The sequence below is a fragment of the Ramlibacter sp. bp-362 genome, assembly GCF_054956735.1.
Map to the genome: position 1 here is coordinate 62,483 of NZ_JBUDXE010000003.1, position 16,740 is coordinate 79,222.

Genomic DNA, 16,740 nt, shown 5'->3' on the forward strand with positions numbered 1-16,740 from the left:
CCGTGGCCCAGGCGGCGGCGCCGACCTCGCTGCCCTCCGAGCCGGCGGGCAGCGGCGATGCCGCGCTGCTGCTCGGGCTGATGCTGGTCCTGGCGCCCGCGATCGGCGTGCCGGGCGAGTTCATGCTGCAGGACACGCTGAAGTCCGCGGTCGTGGCGCTCTGCACGCTCGTTGCCGCCTTGCTGTTCCTGGGCGCGCAGCGCGGCGGGCGCGAGCCCTTGCGCTGGCACCAGGTCCTGTGGCTGCCGCTCGCGTTGATGGCCTACGCGCTGGGCAGCATGCTGTGGTCCCACGCCTACCTGGGCGGCGTGGAGGCGGTGCGCTGGTTCGTGTTCGCGCTGCTCGCCTGGCTGGGCCTGAACAGCTTCTCGCGCGAGCGTCTGCCGCTCCTGGCGGCCTGCGTGCACGCCGGGGCGGTCGTCGCTTCGCTGTGGGCGGTGCTGCAGTTCTTCACCGCCTTGGACCTGTTCCCGCAGGGGCCGAATCCGGCCTCGACCTTCATCAACCGCAACTTCTTCGCCGAGTTCGCCGTCTGCACGTTGCCTTTCGGCGCGCTGCTGCTGGCACGGGCGCGTTCGGGCGCGGCCGTCCTGGGACTGGCGGCCAGCGTCGGCTTCGTGGCCACGGCCATCCTGATGACGGGCACGCGCGGCGCCCTCATCGCGATGTGGCTGCTGGTGCTCGTCGCGCTGCCGCTGGCGGCATGGCGGTGCCGGCGGCAGCTGGCCTTCGCCGCCTGGCCGCGCGCCCTGCGGGTGCTGGCGCCGGCCGCGCTGGTGGGGACCGTGCTGGTCCTGGGTTCGATTCAAAGCGGCAACCAGAAGATCGTGGAGGAAGGCTACGGCAACACGGCGCTGGCGCGCGGCTTCCATCGCGCGCAGTCCATTGGCCCCTCGGACCATTCGCTGAACATCCGCATGGTGATGTGGCGGGCGACCCTGCGCGCCATCGCCGACCGGCCGCTCGCGGGCCTGGGCGCCGGCGCCTGGGAGAACCGGATCCCGCTGTACCAGGCCGACGGCGCGCAGCTGGAGACCGACTACTACGTGCACAACGAGTTCCTCCAGCTGGTGGCGGAGTACGGCTTGGTCGGCTGGGCCTTCCTGCTGCTGCTCGCCGGCTGGCTGCTGCGGGCCGCGTGGCGCACCTGGCGCGTCGACGGTGCCGAGGCCGACGCGGACCGGCCGTGGCGCGCGACCTTCCTGTGCAGCCTGCTGGCGCTGATGGTCGTCAGCAACATCGGCTTTCCCTGGCGCATGGCCGCCACCGGCGCGCTGTTCGCCTTCTGCCTGGGCGGCCTCGCCGCCTCGGATGCGCGGCTCGGTTTCGCCGCGCGGCCGCTGCGCTGGTCGCCCGCCATCGGCCGCAGCGCGCTCGCCGCGGCGAGCGCCTGCATGTTGCTGGCGGTGTACGTCACCTGGCAGGCAGCGCAGGCCGAACGCAACCTGCTCGGGGCCGCCAAGCTGGCGCTGGGCGTCACGGCCTCGGGCGACCCGAACAACCCGCGCTTCGCCGCGACCCGGCAACGCATCCTGCAGCAGGTGCGCGCGGGCATCGCCATCAATCCGCACTACCGCAAGGTCACGCCCATGGTCGCCGACGAGCTGGCGCGCTGGGGCGACTGGGCGAACGCGACCTGGATCTGGGAGAGTGTCCTGACCTCGCGCCCCTATGTGGTCGCCATCCTCACCAACGCCGCCCGCGGCGAGGACGCGATGGGACACATCGACCGCGCACGCGCCTACCTGGAGCGCGCCCGCCGCCTGCAGCCGCGCGCGCCGGCCGTGCGCTCGCTGGAGGTGCTGATGCTGGCGCGCGCCGGCCAGGAGCAGCAGGCGATGGAACGCGCCCGCGAGGCGATGGCCGAGGGCATCGTCGACTACGACCTCGTGAACACCTATTTCGTGCTCGCCTGGCGGGCGCGCGACTTCCCGCTGGCGCAGCGCCTGCTGCAGGAGCGCATGCGCCAGTGGCCGGACAGCCGCGCGCGCGGCCTCGTGCAGATGGGCCTGCTGTACGACGAGGGCTTCCACGACCCGGCGCGGGCCCTGGCCTCCTTCCGCCAGGGCCTGAAGGAGGCGTCGCCGCAGGAGCGGGCCGCGCTGCTGGCGCAGGTGCCGGCGCCCTTCCGCGCGCAGCTCGCGCCCGGCGGGGCGCCCTAGATGTCGGCGAGCAGCGGGTAGGGCAGCGGCAGCAGCTGCAGCGCGGGGCCGTCGGCGCGCTGCGCGTGCAGGTCGCCGGCTTCCACCGCCGCGAGCTGCAGCGACACGATCGCCTCCCAGCCGCCCTGCGGCGCCGGCGCGGCCAGCGCCACGGTGCCCGCCGGCTGTTCGGCATCCGCGGCCTGGAAGACTTCCTGCCCCGCCGCGAGCTCCGCATCCGCATGCACCAGGAAACCGCGGCGCTTGAGCGTGCCCCGGAACTGGCTGCGCGCCACCACCTCCTGGCCGGGATAGCAGCCCTTCTTGAAGTTCACGCCGCCGACCGATTCGTAATTGAGCATCTGCGGCACGAAGGCCTCGACCACCGGCGCGTTGATGCGGGCGATGCCGCTGCGCACCTCGCCCCATTGCCACAGGGCGGGCGCGAGCGGCGGCCCGGCGGGCGCCTGCGTGCCGGCCGGCGCGATCCACAGGGCGCGCGGCTGGCCGTCGCCCGGATACAGCTGCACGCGCTGCGCTTCGCCCTCACGCTGCACGGACCAGGGCGCGCCGGAGCCGGCCAGGTCCGCGCCGGCCAGCCCGGCCAGCGCGAATTCCGCGCTGGCGTCGCTGAGCTTCGCCTTGGCGCGCAGCACGAACATGGACAGGCGCTTCAGCGCCGCCGGCAGCACGTCGCGGCCGCAGACCAGCAGGATCTCGTCGGGCCCGCGCCGCAGGCCGACGAAGCTGGCCAGCATGCGGCCCTTGGGCGTGCAGAAGGCGGCCAGGCGCGCCTCGGCCTCGCCGAGCTGCGCGAAATCCTGGGTCAGCTGGCCGTGCAGGAAGCTGCCCGCGTCCGCGCCCTGGACGCGGATCACGCCGAGGTGGGGCAGGGGAGCGACACCGTGGAGGGGATGCGACATGGCCTGAATTATCATGGCCGGGACTTTCCACGGACGAAGCAGGGACGTGCGCCGCTTTCTCACCACCGTCTTCTGGCTCGCCCTGCTGGGCGGGCTCGGTCTCGCCGCCGCCGGCTGGTGGTGGCTCAACCAGCCGCTGAAGCTGCCGGCCAACACGGTCGAACTCTCCATCGAACCCCGCACGCTGCCGCGCGCCGTCGCCCAGCAGGTGCACGACGCCGGCGTGGCCGTCGATCCGCGCCTGCTGTATGCCTGGTTCCGCGTCTCCGGCCAGGCCAACCGCATCCGCGCCGGCAGCTACGAGCTGGAGCGCGGCATCACGCCGCAGCGCCTGCTGGAAAAGCTGGCCCGTGGCGAGGAGTCGCTGCGCGCGGTGACGCTGGTGGAAGGCTGGAACTGGCGGCAGGTGCGCGCCGCGCTGGCGCGGGCCGACCAGCTGCGCGGCGACACGCGCAACCTCGCGGACGCCGACGTGATGAAGCTGCTGGGGCGCGAGGGCGTGCCGCCGGAAGGGCGCTTCTTCCCCGACACCTACACCTATTCCAAGGGCTCCAGCGACGTCGCCGTGCTGCGCCGCGCCCTGCACGCAATGGACAAGCGCCTGGCCGAGGCCTGGGCGCTGCGCTCGCCCCAGTCGATCCTGAAGACGCCCGACGAGGCGCTGATCCTGGCCAGCATCGTGGAGAAGGAAACCGGCAAGGCGGCCGACCGCACGCTGATTTCCGCCGTCTTCCAGAACCGGCTGCGCGTGGGCATGCCCCTGCAGACCGACCCCACGGTGATCTACGGCCTGGGCGAGCGCTTCGACGGCAACCTGCGCAAGATCGACCTGCAGACCGACTCGCCCTACAACACCTACCTGCGCACGGGCCTGCCGCCGACGCCCATCGCGATGCCCGGCAAGGAGTCGCTGCTGGCGGCCGTGCAGCCGGCGCCCGGCAACTTCCTCTATTTCGTCGCCCGCGGCGACGGCACCAGCCACTTCAGCGGCTCGCTCGACGAGCACAACCGCGCCGTCAACCAGTACCAGCGCCGCCGATGAAGGGTCTGTTCGTCAGCTTCGAGGGCATCGACGGCGCCGGCAAGTCCACGCACATCGAGGCGCTGGCCGCCGCCCTGCGCGAGCGCGGCCGCACCGTCGTGCGCACGCGCGAGCCGGGCGGCACGCCGCTGGCGGAGAAGCTGCGCGCACTGGCGCTGAACGACCCCATGGACCCGCTGACCGAGGCGCTGGTGATGTTCGCGGCCCGCCGCGACCACCTGCTGCAGGTGATCGAGCCGGCCCTGGCCCGCGGCGACGTCGTGCTGTGCGACCGCTTCACCGACGCGAGCTTCGCCTACCAGGGCGCCGGCCGCGGCTTCGACCGCGCGCTGCTCGCCACGCTGGAGCGCTGGGTGCAGGCGGTCGACGCGGTGCCGGCGCCCGGCGTGCGCCAGCCGGACGTGACGGTCTGGTTCGACCTCGCCCCGGCCGTGGCCGCGCAGCGCTTGGCGGGCGCGCGGGTGCCGGACAAGTTCGAGGCGCAGCCGCAGGAGTTCTTCGCCCGCGTCGCCGCCGGCTATGCCGAACGCGCGGCGGCCGACCCGAAGCGCTTCCTGCGCGTCGACGCGGACCAGCCGCGCGAGGCCGTGTGGCAGGCGGTCGAACAAGGCCTGCGCGAACGCGGGGTTCTCGCATGACCGCTCCCTGGATCCGCACCCAGCTGCGCCAGTTGCTGGCGCAGCGCGGGCATGCCTGGCTGCTGCATGGCCCCTCCGGACTTGGACAGTACAAATTGGCGCTGTCGCTGGCGCAGGCGTGGCTCTGCGACCGGCCCACGCCCGAGGGCGGCTGCGGCGAATGCGAGAGCTGCCACCAGGTCGAGGTGAGGGCGCATACCGACCTCGCCGTGCTGATGCCGGAGACGGCGATGCTGGAGCTGGGCTGGCCGCTGTCGGAAAAGGCGCAGGCCGACCTGGACGACAAGAAGCGCAAGCCCAGCCGCGAGATCCGCGTCGACGCGATGCGCGACGCGCTGGAGTTCGCGCAGCGCACCAGCGGCCGCGGGCAGGGCAAGGTGGTGCTGGTCTACCCGGCCGAGCGCATGAACCAGGTCACGGCCAACGCCCTGCTGAAGACCCTGGAGGAGCCGCCCGGCGACGTTCGCTTCGTGCTCGCCACCGAGGCGGCACACCAGCTGCTGCCGACGATCCGCAGCCGCTGCCTCGGCCACGCGCTGGCCTGGCCGGAACCGGGCGAAGCGGTGGCCTGGCTGCAGGAAGAGGGCGTCCCGGCGGCCGCCGCGCCCGGCCTGCTGCGCGCCGCCGGCGGCCGGCCGGACGACGCGCTGCGCCTCCACGCGGCCGGCCTGGACGCGAAAACCTGGGCGCAATGGCCCAAGGCGTTGGTTCGCGGCGACATCGCCGCCCTGGCGGATTGGAGCCCGGCGCAGCTGGTCGAAGCCCTGCAGAAGCTGTGCCACGACCTGCTGGCCGTGCGTTCCGGGGCGGCGCCGCGCTTCTTCGACGGGGGCGACCTGCCCGCCGGCGGGTCGCTGCCGGCCCTCACGGCGTGGTGGCGCAGCCTCGCCGAGACGGCCAGGACGGCTGAACACCCGTTCAACGCCGGCCTGATGCTGGAAGACCTTGTGGCCGGGGCGCGGGCGGCCCTACACTCGAAAGCCTGAGCCCATGAGCACCGCCCAACCCAACTCGCCGCGCCCGAGCGTCATCCAGCTGGCCATCAAGGAAAAGGCCGCGCTGTATGCCGCCTACATCCCGCTGTTCTCGGACGGCGGCGTGTTCATCCCGACCACGCGCGACTACAAGCTGGGCGACGACGTCTACGTGCTGCTGTCGCTGCCGGACGACCCGCAGCGCTACCCGGTCGCCGGCAAGGTGGCCTGGGTGACTCCGGCCCGCGCCGCCGCCAATCGCACCCAGGGCGTCGGCGTGCGCTTTCCCTCGGACGACAAGTCGAAGCTGCTGAAGGTGAAGATCGAGGAGATCCTCGGCGGCCACCTGGCTTCCGAGCGTCCGACCCAGACCATCTGATTCCCTAGAATCCCTGTTTGCCCGCGGCCCGCGCGCCGCGGCGCGGACGCATTGCCATGTTTGTCGACTCCCACTGCCACCTCAGCTTCCCCGAGCTCGCCGCCCAGCTGCCGCAGATCCGCCAGGCCATGGCGGAAGCGCAGGTGGACCGCGCCCTGTGCATCTGCACGACGCTGGAGGAGTTCGAGGACGTGCACGCCCTGGCCATGGGCTACGACAACTTCTGGGCCACCGTGGGCGTGCACCCGGACAACGAGGGCATCGCCGAGCCGACGGTCGACAAGCTGCTGGAACTGGCCGCCCGGCCCCGCGTCCTGGCGATCGGCGAGACCGGCCTGGACTACTACCAGATGGAAGAGCGCAAGGGCGGCCGCAGCGTGGCCGACCTGGAGTGGCAGCGCGACCGCTTCCGCACGCACATCCGGGCGGCGCGCGCCTGCGGCAAGCCGCTGGTGATCCACACGCGCGCCTCCTCGGCGGACACCATCGCCATCCTGAAGGAAGAGGGCGAGGACGGCTCGCCCGGCGCCGCCGGCGGCGTGTTCCACTGCTTCACCGAGACCGCGGAGGTGGCCCGGGCCGCGCTGGACCTGGGTTTCTCCATCTCCTTCTCCGGCATCCTGACCTTCCGCAACGCCGCCGACCTGCGCGAGGTGGCGAAGTTCGTGCCGGAGGACCGGCTGCTGATCGAGACCGACAGCCCCTACCTGGCCCCCGTGCCCTACCGCGGCAAGACCAACAACCCCTCCTACGTGCCCTATGTGGCGAAGCAGGTGGCGGAGCTGCGCGGCATGACGACGGAAGCCGTCGGCGAGCTCACCAGCCGCAACTTCGACCGCCTGTTCCGGCCGGCCTGATCATGAGAACCTGCCTCAAGTTCGCGTTCTATCTCGTTCTGGCACTTGCGCTTTCCGTCGCGCGCGCCGGCTCCTACGACGACTGGTTCACCGCCATCAAGCGCGACGACGCGGCCGCCGTGCGGGACCTTCTGCGGCGCGGCTTCGATGCCAACACCATCGATCCCTCGGGGCGGCAGGGCCTGTTCATGGCCTTGCAGGACGGCTCGCTGAAGGTCGCCGAGGTGCTGGTCGCCTGGCCCAGGACGCAGGTCGAGTGGCGCAGCCCCCGGGACGAAAGCCCGCTGATGATCGCGGCCCTGAAGGGCCACCTGGACCTGGTCCGGAAGCTGGTCGCGCGCGACGCGGACGTGAACAAGACCGGCTGGACGCCGTTGCACTACGCGGCGACCGGCGCCCACCTGGAGATCATGCAGTTCCTGCTGGACGAGAACGCCTACATCGACGCCGAATCGCCCAACAAGACGACCCCGCTGATGATGGCCGCCCATTACGGCTCGCCGGCGGCCGTGAAGCTGCTGCTGGAGGCCGGCGCCGACCCGACGCTGCGCAACGAGCTGGGCCTGTCCGCGGTGGACTTCGCGCAGCGCGGCAACCGGCGCGACGCGGCCGACCTGATCGCCGCGGCGATCCGGGAGCGCAAGCCGAAAGGCAAGTGGTGACAACCACTTGCCCGGCGAACTTCGCGTGAGCGCGGCTACTGCGCCGTGCAGGCGTTGATCAGCTCGACGCCCGGCGACATCACGCTGGTGTCGGCGCGGCAGCGCGCCATGTCGGCGTAGTGGCCCTGGACCAGCACGCCCGGCGGGTTGTAGCGCAGCGTCGCGCGGGCCTGCATGCCGGTGGCCGATTCCGCCTGGCAACGGGCGCCGCGGCCGGCCATGGCCTCGACGCGGCGGCAGAAGGCGTCGTCCGGATAGTCGAACTGGCGGATCACCTGGCCGCTGCTGTCGCGGTACACGAGGTGCTTGCCCGGCGGTCCAGCCGGCACGGTGGTCTGCGAGGCGCAGCCGGCGAGGACCGCGAAGGCTGCGACGGTGGAAAGTCGCGTGAGCAACGGCATGGAATCTCCCAAGTTTCTTGGCCGGCGGTCTGGCGCCGGAAAGGACTCCGCTTTGTAGCAAGGCCGTCGGGCGCTGGTGTGCCACTGCAAGCATTTGTTGCAGGGGCCGGCCAGGCATGAGCGCGGCAGTGGCCGTCCGGATGTATCGATCCGTATGAATCCGTGGCGGCCGCGCCCCGCGCGCGCCGCCCAGTCCGGACAATGGCGCGATGGGCACGTCCCGGCTCTGGATCCGCCTGCGCGCCAGCTTCTGGTTCACCCCGGCCGTGATCGTGGTGGGTTCCCTCGTGCTCGCCGTGCTGCTCGTCGAATGCGAGGCGCGGCAAGACATGGACCTGGCCAGCGTGTCGCCCCGCCTGTTCGGCGCCAGTGCCGAGGGCTCCCGCGGCATGCTGTCGGCCATCGCCACGTCGATGGTGACGGTGGCCGGCGTCGTGTTCTCGATCACGATCGTGACGCTGTCGCTGACCTCCACGCAGTACTCGCCGCGCGTCCTGCGCAACTTCATGCGCGATCAGCCGACTCAGGTGGTGCTGGGCGTCTTCGTCGGCATCTTCGCCTACTGCCTCGTCGTCCTGCGCACGATCCGCGGCGGCGACGAGGGCGCCTTCATCCCGTCGCTCGCCGTGATCGCGGCCATGGCCTATGCGCTGGTGGGCATCGCGGTGCTGATCTACTTCATCCACCACGTGGCGCTGTCCATCCAGGCGGCCTCCATCCTCGACCGCATCTCCTCGGACACCGCGGCCGCCATCGACCGACTGTTCCCGCAGGAGCTGGGCCACCAGGCGCCGGCCGAGGAAAGGGCGGCCGTGGACCTGCCCATCACCTGGACCCCGGTCGCGGCGCTGCGCAGCGGCTACGTGCAGTCCGTGGATGCGGCGAACCTGCTGGCCCTGGCGACGCAGGCCGACCGCGTCGTGCGCCTGTGCGTGAGCATCGGCGCCTACGTTTCCGAAGGGGACAGCCTGCTCGAGGCAGGCGGCGGCCCGCTGCGCGAAGGGGAGGAGGGCGCGCTGCGCCAGTGCGTCGCCCTCGGTCGCCAGCGGACCGTGGACCAGGACGCCGCCTTCGGGCTGGAGCAGCTCGTCGACGTGGCGCTGCGGGCGCTTTCGCCGGGCGTGAACGACCCGAGCACGGCCCGGATGTGCCTCCACGCCATCGGCACCCTCCTCGGGCGGCTGGCGAGCCGGGCGATGCCGCTGCCGCTGCGCTTCGCGGAGGGGAAGCTTCGGGTCATCGCCCCGACGGTCGACTTCGGTGAGCTCGCGGCCGCGGCGCTGCGGCCGATCGTGCGCCACGGCGGCGCGGACCCGCAGGTGATGGAAAGCGTGATCGGCGCGCTGCACACCGCCGCGGCGCGGGCCCGCCAGGCGCAGCGGCGCGGCGTGCTGCTGGCGCTCGCCCGCGAGTTGCAGCGGCCCGTGCAGCGCCTGCGACCGCGGCGCGACGCCCTGGCCCTGCGGCGCCGGCTGCGCCGCCTGCAGGAAAGCCTGGGGGAGCAGGGCTCCCGGGAAGGCACCGGATACTTGTCAAAGGAGTCGTCATGAGCACCAGGGCCCCGATCCAACCGGAGCGCCGGCACGCCCGGACCGCGGAGCACGGCAGCAGCCAGCGCGAGCACGGAATGCACATGGGCTGGGGCCGCTTCGCGGCCATGATCCTCACCTCGGTGGCCATCATGTTCTTCCTGATGTACCAGCTGGTGTACAGCTTCGATCACGTGCTTTTCAGCGTCAACCGCCTGGTCGCATCGCTCGTGATGGGATGCGTGATGACCGTCGTCATGCTGGGATTCATGTGGTCGATGTACCGCGGCCCGAAGGTGGCGGTGGTGATCGCCGCCGCGGTGGCAGCGGTGGCGCTGCTCGCGGCCAACCGGGGCCAGTGGCTCATCGACGATGTCCGCTTCATGCAGGCGATGATTCCTCACCATTCCATCGCCATCAACAACGCCCGCAAGGCGGGCATCACGGACCCGCGCGTGCGCAAGCTCGCCGACGGCATCATCGAATCGCAGGTGCGCGAGATCGCCGAGATGAAGCTCCTCATCGACGACATCGGCCGCAACGGTTCCCGGGGCAAGACGGAACTGCCGGCGCGGTCGGCGGAGCTGACGCCCGAAATGGAGCAGCGCGCGCGCGAGGAGACGCGCTGACAGCGCCCGCCGGCTGGATCGTTCATTTGATACGATGCGTATTATGTAAAATCAATGAGACACGCAGACAGGCAGGCAGCCGGATGGGCCGGCACCCGGCCCGCCCGGCGTCGTCAGGCCGCCTGTGCTTCACTGCGCCACGCCCTGGCGCTTCCCCGGACGAAGTCCTCCCAGGTCCGCAGGGGGCGTCCCAGCAAATCTTGCAGGCGCTGGTCCGGTTCGCTGCAGAAGCCCGCGCGGATCAACCGGTAGAACGTCAGCACCCGTTCGACGTGCCGCGGCGCGAAGCCACGGGCCAGCATCAACTGGCGTGCCGCATCCTCATCGAGTTCGATGTAGCGGACGTCCGCGCCGACCGCTTCCGAGATCGACGCCGCGATCTCCGCGTGCGTCAGCGCCCGCGGCCCGCTGACGGTCAGGCCCTGGCCGGCCAAGGACGGATCGACCAGCGCCCGATGCAGCACCGCGGCCACGTCGTCGGCGTCCACGTACGCGATCGCCGCGTTCGCGAGCGGCAGGCTCAGCGTGCCCCGGGCCGCGATCTCGGTGGACAGCGGCGGCAGCGCCAGCATCTGCATGAAGAAGTTGGGCCGGACGTGCGTCCAGGACAGGCCGGACTGCTCCACCAGGACTTCGACCTTGCGCAGCGAGAACTCGGGGCGCTGCTCGGCGCCCAGCGCGGACAGCGTGACCACCCGCCGTACCCCGGCCGCCACCATGGCCTGGACGAGCGGCCCCGCATGCAGGTGCGCGTCCTCGTCGCCGGGCCGCGACATCAGCATCACCGTGGTGATCCCGTCCAGCGCCGGCGGAAAGCTTCCGGGGTCCAGCAGGTCCAGTTTCCTTTGCTCCGGACCGCGCGGCTCGCGGCTCGCGCCCGTGACGTCGCGGCCTTCGCGCGCCAGCAGGTCCACCACCCGGCTGCCCACCAGGCCGCTGGCACCCAGGACCAGGACCTTCTCGTCTTGCTTCATCGTCAATCGCATCTCCTGTTGATCGGGGAGCGAAGCTTAGGCAGCGCGGCCGCGATGCACTTGAACGAAAGGGCTGCGATGTCGGCCCCTTCGTTCAAGTGGAAAACGGCCCGGTCTCGAAGAATCAGGGCATCCCCAACGCAACCACCGGAGCCCTTCCATGACGACCTTTTCCCGCCGCATCCGTCCCGCCGTGCAGGAGGAACTCGATGCCGCCGCCCGCGCCGAATCGCTCGGCCACTTCACCACCGCCTTCGGGCACCTGGAGCGCGCGCACGTGCTCGGCCAGCCCGTGACCCGGGAGCACGTGCGGGTGCACTGGCACATGCTGCGCTTCGCGCTGCGCAACGGCCTGCGCCGAGAGGCGGCCGGGCAGGCCTGGCGCATCGTCGCCGCCTCGCTCTTCACCGCCTTCGGCCTGGTGCCGGAGGGCAATACGGGCGGCAGCGACGTGAGCGGCTTCCGCCGCATGCGCATCCCGGCCGACCTGCGCACGGTGATCGCGCTGGCCTCCACCCGTTCCTGATCGACCCGCCAAGGAGCCCTTCCATGATCCGCAGATTCCTGGGCGCCACCGCCCTCCTCGCCACCGCCCTGCTCTCCGCCGGCTGCAGCACGCCGGCCGACCTGGACCTCGCGTTCGACAAGCCCTCGGCCGCCGGCCTCTATCGCGTCACGCTGGTGCCGCCCGCGCAGGCGCCGGCCATCAACCAGATGCACAGCTGGAAGGTGAAGCTGGCCACGCCGGCCGGCGCGCCGGTGCACGGTGCGCACTTCGACGTCGGCGGCGGCATGCCGCAGCACGGCCACGGCTTCCCGACGCACCCGCGCGTGACGCGCGAGCTCGCCGACGGCACCTACCTGCTCGAAGGCATGAAGTTCAGCATGACCGGATGGTGGGAGGTGAAGCTGGACATCGAGGGGCCGCAGGGCGCCGACCGGGTCACCTTCAACACGGTCGTGGCGAGCCCGAAGGCCAGGCTGTGAGCGCTGCCCTGGTCCGGCGCGGCCTCGCCGCCGCGCTCTCCGCCGCAACATTGGCGAGCCTGGCCTGGGCCGGCCCGGACGCCCCGCGCCAGCCCTTGCGCGACACGTGGACCGTCCAGGAGGTCGCCACGCTCGGCGCCATGCGGCTGAAGGAAGCGGGCGAGCGGCCGGCGGATCCGTCCAACGCCTACGAGCAGCGCACGGACGCCGCGGCGCTGGGCAAGGCCTTGTTCAACGACACGCGCCTGAGCCGCAACGGCCAGGTGTCCTGCGCCAGCTGCCACGCGAGCGGCCAGCAGTTCCAGGACGGACGCCCGGTGGGCCAGGGCATCGGCACGGGAAAGCGCCGGACGATGCCCGTGATGGGCGCCGCGCATGCGCCCTTCCTCTTCTGGGACGGCCGCAAGGACAGCCTCTGGTCGCAGGCGCTCGGGCCGCTGGAGGACCCGGCCGAACACGGCGCCAACCGCGTGCAGCTGGCGCGGCTGGTGCAGGCGCACTACAAGGTGCCCTACGAGCGGATCTTCGGGCCCTTCCCGGCGCTGGGTGCCCTGCCCGTCTCCGCCTCGCCGGGCGGAACGCCGGCGGAGCGCGCGGCCTGGCAGGCCATGCCCGAGGCGAGCCGGGAAGCCGTCAACCGCGTCTTCGCCAACATGGGCAAGGCCATCGCCGCCTACGAGCGCGGCATCTCCTATGGCGAGTCGCGCTTCGACCGCTACGCGCAGGCGACCGTCGCCGGCGACGCCCGCGGCCAGGAGGTGCTGACGGCGCAGGAGGTGCGCGGCCTGCGCGTGTTCCTCAACCGCGGCCAGTGCGTCACCTGCCACAACGGCCCGATGCTGACGGACCAGGCCTTCCACAACACGGGCGTGCCGCCGTCGCGGCCGGAAGCGCCGGATCGCGGCCGGGCCGACGGCGTGCTGAAGCTGCTGCGGGACGAGTTCAACTGCCTGGGCCGCTACAGCGACGCGAAGCCCGAGCAGTGCGGCGAGCTGCAGTTCCTCGCGAGCGACGACGCCTCGCAGCTGGCCGCCTTCCGCACGCCCAGCCTGCGCAACGTCGCCGACCGCGCGCCCTACATGCACGCCGGCCAGGTCGCCACGCTGGAAGACGTGCTGCAGCACTACGCGCGTTCGCCGAAGGCGGCCCTGGGCCACAGCGAACTGGCCCGGCCGGGCGAGAAGGGCCACGACCGGCAGGCGATCCGCCTGTCCGCGGCCGACATCCAGGACGTCGCGGCCTTCCTGCGGACCCTGAGCGGGCCGGTGCTTCAGCCCAGGTAGTGCTGCGGCGTGCGCAGGCGCGTGCTGAGCGGCCCGTTCATCTGCAGCACCGAAGGCGGCAGGCCGAACATGGTCTTCGCCGTGCGCGACAGGTGGGCCGAATCGGAGAAGCCCGCCGCGTGCGCCGCCATCGACAAGGTCTCGCCCTGCATCACCCGCTCCCAGACGTGGAGCATGCGGCGCCACAGCACGTAGGTGCGCAGCGGCATGCCGGTCTCCTGCACGAACAGGTGGCGGAAGCGGCCGGGCGACAGGTGCGCCGCTTCGGCGACGGTCGCGAGCGGCACGTTCTCGTCCACCCGCTCCCGCAGGTACGCGATGGCCGCCAGGATGCGCGGGTCGGAGGGCGTCTGCGGGGCGGCCTGCGACAGGTCCCGCAGCAGTTGCTGGCAGACCGCCCGCACCGCGTCCGGGCTCTTCTCGGTGCGCCAGGCCCGCTCGAGCCGCCGGGCCGTCACGGCCATGGTGTCCGCGTCGAGGATCTCCAGCCTGCCCTGCAGCCGCGCGCCGAGGGCCCGCCCCTCCGGCGTCTCCGGTTCGACGAACAGGACGGCCGTCCACTCGGAGCCGGCGACGTCGATGGTGTGGGTGGCCCGCGAGGGAAAGAGCGCGGCCTGGCAGGCTTGCCAGGGTCCGTTGCGGCCGAATTGCACGCGCAGCCCGTCCGGCGCGGCCAGTGCCAGCTGGATCGCATAGTGCGAATGCGGGGCGATGGACCCGGCCTGCGTGCCGGTCAGCCCGATCAGCAGGCAGCCGCCATTCCACGCGACGAAGTCGCCTTGGTAGGGGCGTGGCTTGGGCTGGTCCATGGTTGCGTTTGGCGGGCTGGACGCGAAGTCTAATCAGGCGCGGCCGGGCCGGCGAAAATACGGGTTCGAATGACGACGTCCCGATCCCCCTTCCCCGCCCCGCGGGCCCGGCAGGCAGTGCGATGCGCATCGCGGACCTGAGGCAGCGGCTGCGCGCCGCCGGCGCCGGCCCCACCCACGAACGCCGCGTGCTGCGCCTGTGGTCGCAGGCGCTGCCGCAGGGCAGCGGCCGGCGCGACCCGCAGCACTTCCTGCCGCTCGCGCTGCGCGCGGCGCTGCCCGCGATCGAGCAGGAGCTGGAGGCACTGGCGCGCGTCGTCTCCGTCCATCCGGGCGGCGACGGTGCCGAGCGCATGCTGGTGCGTCTGGCCGACGGCCAGACGGTGGAGAGCGTCCTGCTGCCGCGCGACGGCCTGTGCATTTCGTCCCAGGTGGGCTGCGCCGTCGGCTGTCGCTTCTGCATGACGGGCCGCGACGGCCTGCTGCGCCAGCTCGGGAGCGCCGAGATGGTGGCGCAGGTGGTGCTGGCGCGCGCCCGCCGGCCCGTGAAGAAGGTGGTGTTCATGGGCATGGGCGAGCCCGCCCACAACCTCGACAACGTGCTGGAGGCGATCGAGCTGCTCGGCACGGCCGGCAACGTCGGCCACAAGAACCTGGTGTTCTCCACCGTGGGCGACTCGCGCGTCTTCGAGCGGCTGCCGCGGGCCGGCGTGAAGCCGGCGCTGGCGCTGTCGCTGCACACCACGAAACCGGAGCTGCGTGCGCAGCTGCTGCCGCGCGCGCCCCGCATGACGCCCGAGGAGCTCGTCGCCGCCGGCGAGCGCTACGCCCGCGCGACCGGCTATCCGATCCAGTACCAGTGGACCCTCATGGAAGGCGTGAACGACGGCGCCGACGAGATCGAGGGCATCGTGCGGCTGCTGGCGGGCAAGTACGGCGTGCTGAACATGATCCCTTTCAACAAGGTGGACGGCGTGGACTTCCGCCGGCCCTCGTGGGAGCGCTGCGCCGAGATCGCCCGCACGCTGCACCGGCGCGGCGTGCTGACGAAGCTGCGGCAGTCGGCGGCGCAGGACGTGGACGGCGGCTGCGGCCAGTTGCGCGCGCGCAGCGCGGCTGGCTGGCAGCCGGTGACGCTGCGCTAGCGAAAACGGCGGCAAGGCGGCAGATGCTTGCCGCAGATCAAAGCGCGATCGCGAGCGCGGCCCAGAATGGTTCGCGAAGCCCAACCCACCCGATCGCCGCCATGACCACCGCCCTCGTCGCCCGCCCCGTCGTCCGCGAACTCGCAGCCGTGCTGCGCTGGCGTGCCTCCGAATTGCGCGCGCTGCTGCAGGCCGCCGCGGCCGCGGCCGAAAGCCCGCCCGAGCTCGGCGACTTCAAGGATGTCGCCGCCGAGGAGACGCGGGCCGTCGTCGACGAGGTCGCCCTGTCCATCGCCGCCGAGGAGCTGGCGCAGGTGGTCGCGGCGCTGCGTCGCGTGGACGACGGGACTTACGGCGAGTGCCAGGACTGCGGCGAGCCCATCGACGAGCGCCGCCTGCGCGCCCTGCCCGCCACGCCCGTCTGCACCGCCTGCCAGGCGCTGCGGGAGCGGCGGGCGGCGCGGCGCTAGGAAGCGGCGCGCTGGCGGCGCACTTCCTCGCGCTTCATGCGGAGGTAGGCGTCGCGCTCCACCTCGTGCAGCTGCCGCGGGTATCTCTCGGTGGCCGCGAACCACGCCTGCAAGCGGCGTTCGAGCTGCTGCGCCGGCGGCGCCGCCAGCGAGTCGAGGTAGGCGTCGAGGGCGAGGTAGTAGCGCATGGTGTTGCGCTCCACGACGCCGCGCATGCCGCCGACGAAGCCCTCTTCGTCGCCGCCGCCCGGCGCGACGCGCGTGAAGCCCACCTTGTCGCGCCCCATGGTGGAGAGGTACAGGCGCATCGCGAAGTCGCTCGCGCCGCCATACGCCAGCCCGTAACCCAGGTGCAGGAAGCTGCGGCCGCCTTCCAGGGGCACGGCCTCCGCGATTAGCCGGTAGTCGCGCGTGTCGTAGGGCCCGTCGGCCGCGTCCATCTGCACCCACAGGTAGTCGGGGCGCGCGACCGGCGGGCGCCAGCCGAAGGCCAGCAGGGACGCGGCACTCGCCGATTGCGGCTCCTTGCGGCCCACCCGCACTTCCAGCCGCGTGCCGTCCCGTCCTTCGAGCGCGCGGCACTGCTTGGTGTTCAGGTGCAGGATCAGGATCTCGCACCACTGCCGCGGGTCGGCGAGCGCCGCCGCGACCTGCGGGTACGGGTGATCCAGCACGGCGTAGACGTCGCCTTCGATGCGCCGCGCCGCCTGCTCCGACTCCAGCACGAGCGGACCGCCGAAGGCATTGCTGGCGAGCCGGGGAGCCAGCGTGGCGCGGCGCGCATGCAGGGCGGCCGCGCCGATCGCATCGGCTGCCTGCCCCGTGGCGGCGAGCAGGACCAGCGCGAGGCCGGCGGCGAGGGCGCGGAACATGTTCATCCGGAGGATGGAGCGTCGC

The 16,740-nt window shown here is 72.2% G+C and carries 19 protein-coding genes; 14 read left to right on the forward strand and 5 right to left on the reverse strand.

Annotated features, from left to right (window positions below; translation table 11 throughout):
• Window positions 1–2: 2 nt before the first annotated feature.
• A complete protein-coding gene (locus ACY0MJ_RS04760) occupies window positions 3–2,162 on the forward strand; it encodes an O-antigen ligase family protein (RefSeq protein ID WP_462637155.1) in 2,160 nt (719 codons plus the stop codon).
• Here ACY0MJ_RS04760 and ygfZ read toward each other — a convergent pair.
• Window positions 2,159–3,064: a CAF17-like 4Fe-4S cluster assembly/insertion protein YgfZ gene (gene ygfZ, locus ACY0MJ_RS04765; protein ID WP_462637157.1), complete on the reverse strand. Its 906-nt coding sequence runs from the start codon at window positions 3,062–3,064 to the stop codon at window positions 2,159–2,161. The genes ACY0MJ_RS04760 and ygfZ overlap by 4 nt on opposite strands.
• Window positions 3,065–3,110: 46 nt before the next feature.
• Here ygfZ and mltG point away from each other — a divergent pair, with 46 nt between their 5' ends.
• The 6 genes from mltG to ACY0MJ_RS04795 are packed head-to-tail and all read left to right on the forward strand — an operon-like array spanning window position 3,111 to window position 7,616.
• Window positions 3,111–4,106 carry an endolytic transglycosylase MltG gene (gene mltG / locus ACY0MJ_RS04770; protein ID WP_462637158.1) on the forward strand — a complete coding sequence of 332 codons (996 nt, stop codon included), beginning with the start codon at window positions 3,111–3,113 and terminating at the stop codon, window positions 4,104–4,106.
• Complete coding sequence (gene tmk / locus ACY0MJ_RS04775) at window positions 4,103–4,744, forward strand: dTMP kinase (RefSeq protein ID WP_462637160.1); 642 nt, start codon at window positions 4,103–4,105, stop codon at window positions 4,742–4,744. Before mltG ends, tmk begins: the two co-directional genes overlap by 4 nt.
• A complete protein-coding gene (locus ACY0MJ_RS04780; protein ID WP_462637161.1) occupies window positions 4,741–5,730 on the forward strand; it encodes a DNA polymerase III subunit delta' in 990 nt (329 codons plus the stop codon). The genes tmk and ACY0MJ_RS04780 overlap by 4 nt, the downstream gene beginning before the upstream one ends.
• Before the next feature lie 4 nt (window positions 5,731–5,734).
• Window positions 5,735–6,097: a PilZ domain-containing protein gene (locus ACY0MJ_RS04785; protein WP_462637163.1), complete on the forward strand. Its 363-nt coding sequence runs from the start codon at window positions 5,735–5,737 to the stop codon at window positions 6,095–6,097.
• A 56-nt stretch (window positions 6,098–6,153) separates the two neighbouring features.
• Window positions 6,154–6,954: a TatD family hydrolase gene (locus tag ACY0MJ_RS04790; RefSeq protein ID WP_462637165.1), complete on the forward strand. Its 801-nt coding sequence runs from the start codon at window positions 6,154–6,156 to the stop codon at window positions 6,952–6,954.
• A 2-nt stretch (window positions 6,955–6,956) separates the two neighbouring features.
• A complete protein-coding gene (locus ACY0MJ_RS04795; RefSeq protein ID WP_462637167.1) occupies window positions 6,957–7,616 on the forward strand; it encodes an ankyrin repeat domain-containing protein in 660 nt (219 codons plus the stop codon).
• A gap of 35 nt (window positions 7,617–7,651) precedes the next feature.
• On the opposite strand, the gene ACY0MJ_RS04800 is transcribed toward ACY0MJ_RS04795, so the two are convergent.
• On the reverse strand, window positions 7,652–8,017 hold the full coding sequence (locus ACY0MJ_RS04800) for a hypothetical protein (protein WP_462637169.1): 366 nt from the start codon (window positions 8,015–8,017) through the stop codon (window positions 7,652–7,654).
• Window positions 8,018–8,226: 209 nt separating this feature from the next.
• On the opposite strand from ACY0MJ_RS04800, the gene ACY0MJ_RS04805 reads away from it, so the two are divergent.
• Both ACY0MJ_RS04805 and ACY0MJ_RS04810 read left to right on the forward strand, forming a co-directional pair.
• Window positions 8,227–9,567, forward strand: coding sequence for a DUF2254 domain-containing protein (locus ACY0MJ_RS04805; RefSeq protein WP_462637171.1), 1,341 nt, complete (start codon window positions 8,227–8,229; stop codon window positions 9,565–9,567).
• The gene (locus ACY0MJ_RS04810) at window positions 9,564–10,175 is read left to right on the forward strand and encodes a DUF305 domain-containing protein (RefSeq protein ID WP_462637172.1); all 612 of its coding nucleotides are present in this window, start codon (window positions 9,564–9,566) and stop codon (window positions 10,173–10,175) included. The genes ACY0MJ_RS04805 and ACY0MJ_RS04810 overlap by 4 nt, the downstream gene beginning before the upstream one ends.
• 113 nt (window positions 10,176–10,288) lie before the next feature.
• Here the strand turns inward: ACY0MJ_RS04810 and ACY0MJ_RS04815 are convergent, their stop codons facing one another.
• Complete coding sequence (locus tag ACY0MJ_RS04815; protein WP_462637468.1) at window positions 10,289–11,149, reverse strand: NmrA family NAD(P)-binding protein; 861 nt, start codon at window positions 11,147–11,149, stop codon at window positions 10,289–10,291.
• Between the two features lie 160 nt (window positions 11,150–11,309).
• Here ACY0MJ_RS04815 and ACY0MJ_RS04820 point away from each other — a divergent pair, with 160 nt between their 5' ends.
• Genes ACY0MJ_RS04820 through ACY0MJ_RS04830 form a run of 3 tightly spaced genes read left to right on the forward strand, consistent with a single transcriptional unit; the run spans window position 11,310 to window position 13,419 of the window.
• A complete protein-coding gene (locus tag ACY0MJ_RS04820) occupies window positions 11,310–11,675 on the forward strand; it encodes a DUF3703 domain-containing protein (protein ID WP_462637174.1) in 366 nt (121 codons plus the stop codon).
• Between the two features lie 23 nt (window positions 11,676–11,698).
• On the forward strand, window positions 11,699–12,136 hold the full coding sequence (locus tag ACY0MJ_RS04825) for a FixH family protein (protein WP_462637176.1): 438 nt from the start codon (window positions 11,699–11,701) through the stop codon (window positions 12,134–12,136).
• Window positions 12,133–13,419 carry a cytochrome-c peroxidase gene (locus ACY0MJ_RS04830; RefSeq protein ID WP_462637178.1) on the forward strand — a complete coding sequence of 429 codons (1,287 nt, stop codon included), beginning with the start codon at window positions 12,133–12,135 and terminating at the stop codon, window positions 13,417–13,419. The genes ACY0MJ_RS04825 and ACY0MJ_RS04830 overlap by 4 nt, the downstream gene beginning before the upstream one ends.
• Here ACY0MJ_RS04830 and ACY0MJ_RS04835 read toward each other — a convergent pair.
• Window positions 13,407–14,228, reverse strand: coding sequence for a helix-turn-helix domain-containing protein (locus ACY0MJ_RS04835; protein WP_462637179.1), 822 nt, complete (start codon window positions 14,226–14,228; stop codon window positions 13,407–13,409). The genes ACY0MJ_RS04830 and ACY0MJ_RS04835 overlap by 13 nt on opposite strands.
• 122 nt (window positions 14,229–14,350) lie before the next feature.
• Here ACY0MJ_RS04835 and ACY0MJ_RS04840 point away from each other — a divergent pair, with 122 nt between their 5' ends.
• On the forward strand, window positions 14,351–15,373 hold the full coding sequence (locus tag ACY0MJ_RS04840) for an RNA methyltransferase (protein ID WP_462637180.1): 1,023 nt from the start codon (window positions 14,351–14,353) through the stop codon (window positions 15,371–15,373).
• 101 nt (window positions 15,374–15,474) lie between these two features.
• Complete coding sequence (locus ACY0MJ_RS04845; RefSeq protein ID WP_462637181.1) at window positions 15,475–15,843, forward strand: TraR/DksA family transcriptional regulator; 369 nt, start codon at window positions 15,475–15,477, stop codon at window positions 15,841–15,843.
• Here ACY0MJ_RS04845 and ACY0MJ_RS04850 read toward each other — a convergent pair.
• Window positions 15,840–16,715 carry a hypothetical protein gene (locus ACY0MJ_RS04850; RefSeq protein ID WP_462637183.1) on the reverse strand — a complete coding sequence of 292 codons (876 nt, stop codon included), beginning with the start codon at window positions 16,713–16,715 and terminating at the stop codon, window positions 15,840–15,842. The genes ACY0MJ_RS04845 and ACY0MJ_RS04850 overlap by 4 nt on opposite strands.
• Between the last annotated feature and the right edge of the window lie 25 nt (window positions 16,716–16,740).